At 70.4% G+C, this 11,690-nt stretch carries 11 protein-coding genes and 1 pseudogene; 8 read left to right on the top strand and 4 right to left on the bottom strand.

What is annotated here, in order from left to right:
• Positions 1-134: 134 nt before the first annotated feature.
• Positions 135-851 (bottom strand): CBS domain-containing protein, encoded by a 717-nt coding sequence (locus tag FHU36_RS21005; protein WP_246502520.1) that lies wholly within the window; start codon positions 849-851, stop codon positions 135-137.
• A 382-nt stretch (positions 852-1,233) separates the two neighbouring features.
• Here FHU36_RS21005 and FHU36_RS21000 point away from each other — a divergent pair, with 382 nt between their 5' ends.
• The 6 genes from FHU36_RS21000 (at position 1,234) to FHU36_RS20975 (ending at position 7,779) form a co-directional block, all read left to right on the top strand.
• Positions 1,234-2,568, top strand: coding sequence for a wax ester/triacylglycerol synthase domain-containing protein (locus FHU36_RS21000; protein WP_185085639.1), 1,335 nt, complete (start codon positions 1,234-1,236; stop codon positions 2,566-2,568).
• A gap of 129 nt (positions 2,569-2,697) precedes the next feature.
• Complete coding sequence (locus FHU36_RS20995) at positions 2,698-4,047, top strand: amino acid permease (protein WP_185085638.1); 1,350 nt, start codon at positions 2,698-2,700, stop codon at positions 4,045-4,047.
• Positions 4,044-5,219, top strand: coding sequence for an arginine deiminase (locus tag FHU36_RS20990; protein ID WP_185085637.1), 1,176 nt, complete (start codon positions 4,044-4,046; stop codon positions 5,217-5,219). Before FHU36_RS20995 ends, FHU36_RS20990 begins: the two co-directional genes overlap by 4 nt.
• Positions 5,216-6,145: an ornithine carbamoyltransferase gene (argF, locus tag FHU36_RS20985; RefSeq protein ID WP_185085636.1), complete on the top strand. Its 930-nt coding sequence runs from the start codon at positions 5,216-5,218 to the stop codon at positions 6,143-6,145. The genes FHU36_RS20990 and argF overlap by 4 nt, the downstream gene beginning before the upstream one ends.
• A complete protein-coding gene (locus FHU36_RS20980; RefSeq protein ID WP_185085635.1) occupies positions 6,142-7,056 on the top strand; it encodes a carbamate kinase in 915 nt (304 codons plus the stop codon). Before argF ends, FHU36_RS20980 begins: the two co-directional genes overlap by 4 nt.
• 198 nt (positions 7,057-7,254) lie before the next feature.
• Complete coding sequence (locus FHU36_RS20975; protein ID WP_185085634.1) at positions 7,255-7,779, top strand: DoxX family protein; 525 nt, start codon at positions 7,255-7,257, stop codon at positions 7,777-7,779.
• Positions 7,780-7,910: 131 nt separating this feature from the next.
• On the opposite strand, the pseudogene FHU36_RS20970 reads toward FHU36_RS20975, so the two are convergent.
• The 3 genes and pseudogenes from FHU36_RS20970 to FHU36_RS20960 form a co-directional block, all read right to left on the bottom strand.
• Positions 7,911-8,363 (bottom strand): annotated as a pseudogene (locus FHU36_RS20970) (ATP-binding cassette domain-containing protein); the annotation flags it as partial.
• 44 nt (positions 8,364-8,407) lie between these two features.
• Positions 8,408-8,815: an MmyB family transcriptional regulator gene (locus FHU36_RS20965; protein WP_312891724.1), complete on the bottom strand. Its 408-nt coding sequence runs from the start codon at positions 8,813-8,815 to the stop codon at positions 8,408-8,410.
• Positions 8,816-8,826: 11 nt separating this feature from the next.
• Complete coding sequence (locus FHU36_RS20960; protein WP_185085631.1) at positions 8,827-9,552, bottom strand: GbsR/MarR family transcriptional regulator; 726 nt, start codon at positions 9,550-9,552, stop codon at positions 8,827-8,829.
• A 361-nt stretch (positions 9,553-9,913) separates the two neighbouring features.
• On the opposite strand from FHU36_RS20960, the gene FHU36_RS20955 reads away from it, so the two are divergent.
• The gene (locus tag FHU36_RS20955; RefSeq protein WP_185085630.1) at positions 9,914-11,146 is read left to right on the top strand and encodes a serine hydrolase domain-containing protein; all 1,233 of its coding nucleotides are present in this window, start codon (positions 9,914-9,916) and stop codon (positions 11,144-11,146) included.
• Positions 11,147-11,276: 130 nt separating this feature from the next.
• On the top strand, positions 11,277-11,684 hold the full coding sequence (locus tag FHU36_RS20950) for a hypothetical protein (RefSeq protein WP_185085629.1): 408 nt from the start codon (positions 11,277-11,279) through the stop codon (positions 11,682-11,684).
• The last annotated feature ends 6 nt before the right edge of the window (positions 11,685-11,690 follow it).

Here is an 11,690-nt window from a genome sequence, read left to right as displayed (position 1 = left end):
TCAACCCGGGGACCGTTCTGAGCGCGTCCCCAGCCGTGGGTGGCGGGGGAGAGGGGGCAGGTGATCCGCATCCGCCCGGAGATCATCACCGAGCTGGTTCGCGCCGCCGTCCCCGGGTGATCCGGCGCGGGGACTCAGGGACGGTCCCACGTGAAGGGCAGCTCCAGGATGTCGTCCTCCCGCCAGTCGAAGGCCCCCTGGACGTCGACGACTCCGTCGAGCCGTTCGGCCGCGTGGACGGCGGCGGCCGCCTCGCTGCGTCGACCCGGGTATCCGGACAGCGTGACGATGCCGTCGCGGACCTCGACGATGATCCCGTCGCGATCGTTCCACCTGGCATGCGCCGGGATCCCCTCGACGACGCGGCGCCGGAGCTCGTCGTCGTCGCGCAGGTACATCCTGAGCAGGTCCCGCCGGCTGACGATGCCCTGCAGCCTGCCCTCGGCGTCGACGACGACCAGCCGCTTGACGCCGCTCTCGTCCATGACGCGGGCGGCCCTGACGGTGGAGGCGGACGCGGGGACCGTCACCGCGGGCGTGGCCATCAAGTCCGCGGCGGTATGCCCCGCCGCCTTCCTGCCGTCCGCTTCACCTTGGCCGGTGACGCGGCGGCGCAGCCGGGCGCGCAGCGGCGGCTGGTAGCTCTCGCCGCAGTACTGCTCCCGGAACTCCTCCTTGCGCATCAGGTCTCCCTCGGAGACGACGCCGACGACCCGGCCGTCCTCATCCACCACGGGCACGGCGCTGATCGCGTTCGTCACCAGCACCTCGGCGACGTCCTTGAACGGAGTGTCCGCCTTGACCGAGGTCACCTGCGCGGTCATGACCTCTCTCACCGTGATCCGCATCATGGTCCTCCTTTTTCGGTTCTCCCCTCCATCACATCGCCGTCTCGGGCCGATTCGTAGGGACGGAAGCCCTTGGGCACCTGGACTTTTGGAACGCAGAAGGTCCCGGAAGCTCGTACCAGCGTGAGGTCCGGCATTCGGCGAGGAGGCGACGAACCGGAACCGTGTGGTCCACGAAGTACGGGACCAACGCCCCTAGGGCGCGGGGACGGATGCGGACATGATCTGCATCATGACGACGATGCAGCACATCGACGCCTACCGGCGTGCCGCGAACCACCTGTCGGTGGGGCAGATCCACCTGCTGGACAACCCGCTGGACCTGGTCATGATCTGAAGCGGTCGATGACGTCCCTGGTGCGGGCGGCTGGGCCGGGAGGCTCCGATGAGTGATGCTCAACTGCACGAGGAGACGCTCGCCCGGCTCGATGAGGATCGGGCCGGCGTGGGCGACGTGTTCAATCTGGCCGTCGACATCGGTCCCGTCCCCATGCAGGTCGGCGCCTGCCTGATCCTGGACGCGGGGCCGGGCTTCGACCTGACGCGGGTGCGACGGTCGATCGCCGAGCGGGTCTGCGCGGTGCCGCGGCTCCGCCAGCGGCTGGTCCCCACCCCGCTCGGCTGCGGCCGGCCGCTGTGGATCGACGACGCGGCGTTCGACCCGGACCACCACATCCACACCGCGGTGTGCCCGTCACCGGGTGGCGAGGACGTACTGCTCGACCTTGCCGCCACGACGATCGGCCGGCCGCTGGACGCGTCCCGGCCCCTGTGGTCGATCACCCTGGTGACAGGTCTGGCCGATGGCCGGATCGGCATGATCGTCTGCTTCCACCACGTGCTCGCCGACGGCATCGGCGGTCTGGCCGTGCTCGGCCGCCTGGTCGACGGGATGGCGGCGCCGGCGCCGCGAGCGTTCCCCGTCCCCGCGCCATCCCGTCGCCGGCTCGCCGCCGACGCGTGGAGAACCCGGCTGCGCGCGCTCACCGGCCTGCCCCGGGCGTGGCCGGCCGTCAGGCGCGCCGCCGCCGAGTTGGGAGCCCCGCGGCCGTTGACGCGCTGTTCGTTGAACGCGCCCGCAGGTGTGCGTCAGCGGCTGCTGACTGTCACCGCGAGCCTGGCCGACGTCCGCCGGTTCGCGCACGTCCATGGCGGTACGGTCAACGACGCCGTGCTCGCCGCGATCACCGGTGCGGTGCGCACGCTGCTGGCCCGCCGTGGAGAGAGCATCCCCGATCTGGTGGTCTCCGTGCCGGTGTCGGCACGGGCATCCGCCACCACTGCCCGGCTCGGCAACCAGGTCGGCGTCATGCCACTCCGCCTGCCCACCCGAGGCGCTCTGGGGCAACGACTCGAACGCACCGCGACGATCACCCGGGCCAGGAAGTCCACGACCCCGGGAGCCTCGTCCCACCTGCTCGCCAGAGTGGGCGCAATCCTTGCCCGCGTGCACCTCATGGGCTGGCTTCTCCAGCACCAGAATCTGATTCATACCGTCGTCACCAACGTGCGAGGACCTGAGGAGCCGTTGTTCTTCGACGGCGCAAGGGTGGAAACGATCATTCCGATCTCGCTCGTCCGGGGGAACGTGACCGTCGCCTTCAGCGTGCTGTCCTACGCCGGAAGCCTGGTCGTCACCATCGTGGCCGACGCGGAGCGCGTGCCTGACGTGCCGTGCCTCACTCGCGCGCTGGAGGAAGAGTTCGCCGCGATGAGCTGACGCCTCGACAGCGCGCCCCCTGGCACGGACAGAGGACCAAGGTCCTGGCGCATCAGTGGCATAAGCCTCGATCCCCCGACCGCCCCGGATTGATGTGCTGGCGGTGATCATACGAGAGGGGATCCCACCATGTCCGTCACCGCGTTACCACGACGCCGCAAGCTGGGGCCGTGGATGGCGACCGCGCTGGTCGTCGGCAACATGATCGGCTCAGGGGTGTTCCTCCTGCCCGCGTCGCTGGCCACCTTCGGCAGTGCGAGCCTGCTCGCCTGGGCGCTCACCGCGACCGGAGCGCTGCTGCTGGCGATGGTCTTCGCCCGGCTCGGCCGCGCCTACCCCCAGACGGGCGGCCCGTACGCCTACGCCCGCCGCGCCTTCGGTGACTTCATCGGCTTTCAGACCGCGTGGGGCTACTGGATCGCGGTGTGGGTGGGCAACGCCGCCATCGCAGTGGCGTTCGTCAGCTACCTCGGCTACTTCTGGCCCGGGCTCGCCGACACCGCCCTGGCGGCCGCGAGCGTGGCGCTGGCGGCGATCTGGCTGCTGACCGCCGTCAACGTCCGGGGAGTACGCCTTGGCGGCTGGATCCAGGCCGTCACCACCGTCGCCAAGCTCCTGCCGCTGGTCGGACTGGCCGTGGCCGCGCCGTTCTTCATCGACGCCGCCGACTTCACCCCGTTCAACCCGAGCGGCCAGAGCACGTTCGGGGCCGTCACGGCCGCCGCCACGCTGACCCTGTGGGCGTTCATCGGCATCGAGTCGGCCACTGTCCCCGCCGAGGACGTCGAGGACCCGGAGCGAACGATCCCGCGCGCCACCGTCATCGGCACGATCGCCACCGCGGCCGTCTACATCCTGGGCACCGTCGCGGTGTTCGCCGCCGTGCCCCGTGCGCTGCTGATCGAGTCCACGGCGCCGTTCGCGGACGCCGCCGAGGCGATGTTCGGCGGCTGGGCCGGCACCGCGGTCGCGATCGGAGCGATCGTCAGCGCGTTCGGCGCGCTCAACGGCTGGATCATGCTGCAGGGCCAGGTCCCGCTGGCCGCGGCCCGCGACGGGCTGTTCCCGCGGGTGTTCGCCAAGACCTCGCGCTGGGGCACTCCGGCCGTGGGGCTGGTCGTCTCCAGTGTCCTGGTCACCGGGTTGATGCTGCTGAACTACAACGCGGGCCTGGTCGAGCAGTTCAACTTCGTGATCCTGCTGGCCACGCTCACCACTTTGATCCCGTACGCCTACGCGGCGGCGGCGCAGCTCCTGCTGGCCCTCACCGACCGGGAGCGCTTCTCCGGCAGGCGGCTCACGGTCGACGGCACGATCGCCGTCGTGGCGTTCGGCTACGCGCTGTGGACCATCGCCGGATCCGGCTACGAGGTCGTCTACAAGGGCACGCTGCTGATGCTCGCCGGCGTCCCGGTGTACGTGTGGCTGAAGTATCGCGACCGTGACGACAGTGTCAGCATCGACAGGAAGGCGGCATGAGCGTGTTTCACGTTGACAGCGAGGTGGGCACGCTTCGGCAGGTCATCCTGCACCGCCCCGGGCTGGAGCTGATGCGGCTCACGCCGTCCAACTGCGATGAACTCCTCTTCGACGACGTGCTGTGGGTCAAGCGGGCCCGCCAGGAGCACGACGCCTTCGCCGACGCCCTGCGCGAGCGTGGCGTGACCGTCCACCTGTTCGACGAGCTGCTGGCCGAGACGCTCAAGCTGGCCGAAGCCCGGGCGTGGGTGCTGGACCGGGTGGTCACCGAGCCCGCCTTCGGCCCCACGCTCGCGCCGCCGCTGCGCCGGGAGCTGGAGGCGATGCCGGCGGACGTCCTGACCCGCCATCTCATCGGCGGGCTGACCAAGCGCGAGCTCGGCCTGGCGGCCGACAGCCTGTGCCTGGCCGGGCTCGGCGAGGACGACTTCATCCTCCCGCCGCTGCCCAACCACCTGTTCACCCGCGACGCCTCGGCCTGGATCTACGGCGGGGTGTCCCTGCATCCGATGGCCAAACCGGCCCGCCGCCGCGAGACCACGCACGTGGCCGCCGTCTACGCCTTCCACCCCCTGTTCGCCGGACAGGCGCCGTTGTGGTTCCCGGCGGAGGCCGAGCAGCCGGCCAGCATCGAGGGTGGCGACATCCACGTCGTCGGCGACGGCACGGTCCTGGTGGGGATGAGCGAACGCACCACACCACAGGCGATCGAGCTGCTCGCCCGCCGCCTGTTCGAGGCGGAGGCCGCCGACCGGGTCATCGTCGCCGCCCTGCCGCGGAAACGGGCCTTCATGCACCTGGACACCGTCATGACCATGGTCGAGCGCCGCGTCTTCGTGGTCTACCCGGAGCTGCCGCCGCTGCGCTCGTTCACCCTCACGCCGGGCCTGCGCGTCCGCGAGAACGACGACCTGTTCGCGGCGCTCGGCGCGACCCGCGTCCTGCGCGCCGAGCAGGACGTGTGGGCGGCCGAGCGCGAGCAGTGGGACGACGGCACCAACGTGCTGGCCATCGCCCCCGGCGTGGTCGTCGCCTACGAACGCAACGTCACCACCAACACCATGCTCCGCAAGCACGGCATCGAGGTCATCACCATCCCCGGCGCCGAGCTCGGCCGCGGCCGCGGCGGCCCCCGCTGCATGAGCTGCCCCATCGAAAGGACCGCGTCGTGAAAGACCTGCTGCGCATCGCCGACCTGACCCCGGACGCCCTCGTCCACCTGCTCGACCGCGCCGGCCACTTCCAGCGGCATCCCCACGACTCCGGCGAGCTGCTGCGCGGCCGGACCGTGCTGCTGTACTTCGCCAAGCCCTCCACCCGCACCCGCCTGTCCGCCGAGACCGCCGTGGTACGCCTCGGCGGGACGCCGCTCACCGTCGGCCCCGCCGAGCTGCAGCTCGGCCGCGGCGAGACCATCGCCGACACCGCCCATGTCGTCAGCTCGTACACGGCCGCCGTGGTCATCCGCACCTTCGACGACGAGGAGGTGCGGAGCTTCGCCCACGCGGCGCACGTCCCGGTGATCAACGCGCTCACCGACGGCCACCATCCGCTGCAGGCGCTCGCCGACCTGATGACGTTGCGTGAGGTCTTCGGCGACCTGCGCGGGCGGAAGATCGCCTACGTCGGCGCGGCGACCAACGTCACGCACAGCCTCATGGAGGCCGCCGCCCTGGCCGGGCTCTCGATGGCCGTGGCCACCCCGGCCGGCTACGCGCCCGATCCGGCCGTCGAAGCCATGGCCAGGAAGCTCTCCACCGGAGGGGAACTGGTGCTCACCGACGACCCCCGCGAGGCGGTCCACGGGGCGGACGCCGTCTACACCGACGTGTGGCTGTCCATGGGCGACCCGCCGGAGGAGAAAGCCGCCCGCGTGGCCGCGCTGGCCCCGTACCGGGTCACCGCCGGCCTGATGGCCGCCGCCCGCCCCGGCGCGATCTTCCTGCACTGCCTGCCCGCCCACCGAGGCGAGGAGGTGACGGCCGAGGTGATCGACGGGCCGGCGTCCCAGGTGTTCCGCCAGGCGGCCAACCGGCTGCCCACGGCACAGGCCGTACTCGAGGCACTGCTCACCCGCGGCCTGGCAGGGGCGCTGTGAGGATCGTCATCGCGGTCGGCGGGAACGCGCTGCTGCACCGCGGCGAGCGCGCCGACGCCGCGACGCAGCAGCGCAACATCGCGGTCGCCGCCGAACAGCTCGCGTGGGTCGCCGAGCGGCACCAGCTCCTCATCGTGCACGGCAACGGTCCCCAGGTGGGGCTGCTGGCCGAGGAGAGCGAGCACGACCCCACCCTGGAGCGGGGTTACCCCCTGGACACGCTGGTGGCCGAGACACAGGGCATGATCGGTTACTGGCTGGCGCAGAGCATCGGCCGCCGCCTGCCGGACACGCCGGTCGGCGCGCTGATCACCCAGGTCGTCGTGTCCGCTGCGGACCCCGCCTTCGACCGGCCGGACAAGCCCATCGGGCCCTACTACCCGGCGGAGGAGGCCAAGCGGCTGGCCGACGAACGCGGCTGGGAGTTCACCGAGGAAGAGCTCGGCATGCGGCGCGTCGTCCCCTCGCCGCGTCCGATCCGGGTCGTCGAGCTTCCCATCATCAGGCGCCTGCTGGACGACGGGTGCGTGGTGATCGCCGGCGGGGGAGGCGGAGCGCCCGTCACGGCCGACCGGACAGGGGTGGAGGGGGTGGTGGACAAGGACCTGGTCACCGCGCTGCTCGCCGAGCAGGTCGGGGCCGACTCGATGGTCGTCCTGACCGACGTGCCGTACGTGTACGCCGACTACGGCACTCCGCGCGAGCGCCCCCTCGCGCTCGCCTCGCCGGACGAGCTGGACGCCATGTCGTTCGCGGCAGGTTCCATGCGGCCGAAGATCGAGGCGGCCTGCGCCTTCACCCGGGCCACCGGGCGGCCGGCGAGCATCGGCTCTCTGACCGAGCTCGCGGCCGTGATCGCCGGCACCCGCGGCACGCACATCCGCGAAGGGGGAGCGATCGGGCCGAGGTAACGATCCAGGACGAACGCGCGCTGCCCCACGGCGGCTGAAGTTCCGGACCGGGTGCCCCTTTCGGACTGCTCGTCCGATCACGGCGGGACGAAGGTCCTTGCGCCCTGGGGGCGTCCGGCACTGCTCTCAGAACGCCGCAGACGGTGTGCTTGAGGCGCGACAACAAGGACGACGAATCAGCACAGAAAGGGGGCCGTCATGACCGCCACCGTCAACAGGCCCATCAACGAGACGAGCGCCACCGCCGCACGCCGCCCGGTCGACTACGTCTGGGCGATCGCCCGGATCTCGATCGGCTGGATCTTCCTGTGGGCGTTCCTCGACAAGACCTTCGGCTGGGGCTTCGCCACTCCGGCCAAGCGCGCCTGGATCGAGGGCGGCAGTCCTACGACCGGCTTCCTCAAGGGCACCGGCGAGAACGCGCTCGGCGGCTTATTCAGCTCGCTGGCCGGCCAGGTCTGGGTTGACTGGCTGTTCATGGCCGGCCTGCTCGGCATCGGCCTGGCGCTCGTTCTCGGCGTCGGCACCCGCATCGCCGCCGTCACCGGCAGTCTGATGCTGGTCCTGATGTGGGCGGCCGAGCTGCCCCTGCCCAACAACCCCTTCATGGACGACCACATCATCTACTCGATCGTCCTCGTCGGCCTCGCCCTCGCCAACGCGGGCACCACGCTCGGACTCGGCAACCTGCCGATCGTCCAGCGCAACCCCTACCTGAAGTAGTCCCAACGGCCAAGCGCCCACCTCCGGCCACCTCGGTGGCCGGAGGTGGGCGCCGCCTTGTCCGGTCACGGGGTACCGAGCTGAACGTGCAGGAGGCCCGGCACCGGCTCGCCCGGAAGATCGCCTTCGGCGACCACGACCGGCGCGCCCTGGTAGGAGGCCAGCGCCTCCTCCAGTTGCTCCGCGAGCATCGGTGACAGGTGGTTGGTCGGCTCGTCGAGCAGGAGCAGGTCCACGGGCTCGCTCACCAGCCGTGCCAGCTCGATCCGGCGCCGCTGCCCGTAGGACGGCTCCCGAATCGCAGCCCCAAGGTCGGACAGCCCCAGGGCGAGCAGCGCATCCGCGTGCTCGTCCAGGCTTCCCGGACGCCCGTGTGTGTAGGCCTGCAGCACGGGCCGGTGCGCCGCGCCGATCGGCAGGTCCTGCCGGAGGGCCCATCGCATGTCGTCGGTGTCGGGTTCGTCCTGCCGGAAGAACCCGACCCGGCCGGTCCGTCGTACCTCGCCCGCGTCCGGTCGTAGTTCTCCGGCGCGCACCCGCATCAGGGTGGTCTTGCCCGCCCGTGCCGGCCGCTGCCCGGCACGGGACCCTTCGCCTCGCAGGGGTGGTGGCCACGTCGGGCGGATGCTCATGGCACGGCGGTCCAGGGCGGGGGGTTAGGTGCTTTCCGTGGTGGGCGGGGCGCTGTCCGCGGGTTCCTGAGCGTGGAGAGCTCTCCGACGAGTGCGGTGAGGTCGTCCTTGAGCGGGTCGCGTCCGGCTTCGAGCCGCAGCATCGCGGCGGTCATTCTGCGGGCAAGGGGCCAGTCGACGTAGAAGTCCCGAGCGCGGGGGTCGAGGAAGACGAACCGGGCCAGGTTCGGCTTGTCGGCCTCGAAGTGCGGGGCGAACAGCGCGCGGCCCATGAGGTTCGCGGCGATGAGGTCCTGCTGCGCGTTGAGCACGACAGCAGGCACGGCCATGTTGTCCAGGACCCGTTGCACCGAGGCCCGCACCGACGGCTTCGCCCGTCGCCGGCCGCGCGTGGCCGGCGTCACCCGGGAGATCATTACTGTCGCCCGGCGTTCCGGGCGGCCAGGCTCTGCCGCCACTGCTCCATGACCTGCCGGAAGGCCTCGCTCAGGAGGACAAGAAGTGCGGCGGAGGACTCGAAGCGGGCACCCGCCGGGGTTGTGACCCCGAGAATCTCGGCTCCGCGCTGCGATGCGGCCGCCAGGGCGTCGTTCATCTGCCGAGCTGCGAGGAGAGACGGGAGCCAGATCTCATCGTCGATGACATAGCGTTCGCGCCGCGCGCCGGGAACCCGTTCGCGTCTGAGCATTCCCTGCTGTTCGAGGAAGGCTACGGCGTGCGAGATCGACGCCGGGCTGACGCGAAGCCGCTGGACCAGGTCGGCGGCGGTGAGAGCGCCGGAGTCGGTGATGTACAGGCAGGCCAGCACCCTGGCCTCCATCCGGGGCAGGCCCTGCTGGACGAGAAGATCGGTGAAGGACTGCGTGAAGTCCTGCACCGCCTGGGGGTCACGCCCATGGCCGCTGTCGGGGATCGGCGGCGCCGGAGGCTGAGTCTGCTTGTGCCGGCGCGCACGATGGCGTGTGGCCTCCTGCGCCCGGTCCGCCCCGTAGCCGTCGGGTCCGCCGTTCCGGGTGACCTCGCGCATGATGGTCGAGGCGGGCCGCCCCAGGCGCCGGCCGATCTCCGCGTATGCGAGACCCTCGGCCAGCCACGCGGCGATGTGCTGTCGATCCTGGCCGGTCAGTCTGTCTCCGGGCATCGGTGCTTGGCTCCTGTCTGTCGACGTGCGCGAAGCTCGGCGCCCCGGCACGCTCCGCTGCACAGTATGCATTCACACCCAGCCCATTGCAATGTCCATCCTGATCCACCATTGCATTCAGTGTCATAGTCATTGCAATGCTAGTCCAGCAAGCCGGATTTAACAGGCAAGATGCACCTTCTTCGTCTGTTGACGAATTTATGAATGCAATGTACCGTCGCAGACGTTCAGCGATTCCCGAACGTTGTTGAGTGCCGGTGGCGCCGCGGAGGGAGTCCTGTGACCGAGCTTCAGCTCGCCGAGGCCATGAGCGCCACGCCGGGACGGGTCTCGCAGATCGAACACTGTGCGCAAGGAGATCATGATGGAAAAGGGCAACAGCGGCTTCTCAGAAGCAGGGCTGCGCAGACTGCGCGAGGTGCTGGCACGGCATGTCGAGTCCGGGAAGATCCCCGGTCTGGTCGCCCTGGTCAGCCGGGGCGAGGAGACGCACGTCGAAGCGATCGGGACGATGCGCCATGACGGTGGCGCGCCGATGCGCCGCGACACGATCTTCCGGATGGCATCCACGTCCAAGCCGGTCGCGATGGCGGCGGCGATGGTCCTGCTGGATGAGTGCAGGCTGCGGCTGGACGACCCGGTGGATTCGTGGCTGCCCGAGCTGGCCGACCGGCGGGTGCTGACGCGGGTCGACAGCCCGCTGGACGACACCGTGCTGGCGCGGCGGCCGATCACCGTGCGGGACCTGCTGACCTCCACGTTCGGGCTCGGAATAGATCTGACGGCGCTGAGCTTTCCGATCATGGCCGCAGTTTTCGAGCGGGGCGTCTTCACCCAGGGAGCGGAGCCGGCGCCCGAGCCCGACGAGTGGATGCGCCGCCTCGGCACGCTTCCGCTGATGCGCCAGCCCGGTGAACACTGGCAATACCACATCAGCCACGACGTACTCGGCGTGCTCGTCGCCAGGGTCACCGGCCAGCCGTTCGAGACGTTCCTGCGCGAACGCATCCTCGATCCGCTGGGGATGCAGGACACCGGTTTCCACGTGCCCGTCGGCAAGATCGACCGGCTGCCGCCCAGCTACGCCCCCGACCCGCAGACCGGACAGTTCATCGTGTGGGACGAGGCGGCAAGCGGACAGTACAGCCGGCCGCCGGCGTTCCAGTCAGGCGGCGGTGGGCTGGTCTCCACCGTCGACGACTATCACGCCTACTTCCGGATGCTGCTCAATGGCGGCATGCACGGGAACCAGCGGATCCTGTCCCGGCCCGCCGTCGAGCTGATGACCACCAACCGCCTCACGCCCGAGCAGCAAGCCACCCGAAACGCCCTGGCCCGCAACAACATCCATGTGTCGCACGGCCAGGGGCTGCACGGCGGCTGGGGCTTCGGGATGGCGGTGCGCACCTACCGCGGCGACTACGCCCCCATCGGCCAGTTCGGCTGGGACGGCGGAACCGGCACCACGACATACGCCGACCCGCACAACCAGCTCACCGGAACCCTGCTCACCCAGGTCGGCATGACCACCCCGGATTCGGCGCGGCTCATCCACGACTTCTGGACCACCCTCTACCAGGCAATCGACGACTGACACCGAGCCCGCGCCCGGTACGCCCACCTGGCCTCAGCGATCGAGACACCCCGGGCACCAGCCGGACCGCATTCCACCATCCGTCCGTTCACCTGACTTTCAGAACAGCTGTAAAAGGGAGCACACCACCATGTCCATCACCCTTACCGACCAGGACAAGCTCACCCTGCGCACCGCCGCTTACGGCGCCGTCTCCTTGCTGGCCGCCGCCGATGCCGCCGGCAAGCCCCACAAGATCGCCACCACCGGTTCCATCGCCCTGGCCTCCGCCACCGGCCTGGTCGGGCACGTGCTCGCCGACAAGTCGATGGGCGTCAATCTGGTCGGCAAGTCCGTGGCCGAACTCGCCGATCACGTGCTGCCGGCCCTGACGGCGGCCATGAGCCTGCTCAAGCAGCAGGCTCCGGCAGAGGCCGGCAACTTCCGCAGCACCGTCATCGTCGCCATCGAAGCAGCCGCCGGCACCCACCAGGGCCGGCCCAGCCCCACCATGGCCGAGATGACCCGCAAGATCACCGAAGCCCTCGACGCCGCTTGAGGGCAT

The sequence above is a fragment of the Nonomuraea muscovyensis genome, assembly GCF_014207745.1.
Lineage (GTDB): Bacteria > Actinomycetota > Actinomycetes > Streptosporangiales > Streptosporangiaceae > Nonomuraea > Nonomuraea muscovyensis.
Note: the sequence above shows the minus strand (reverse complement) of the source record. Positions and strands in the feature narration are given on the sequence as shown.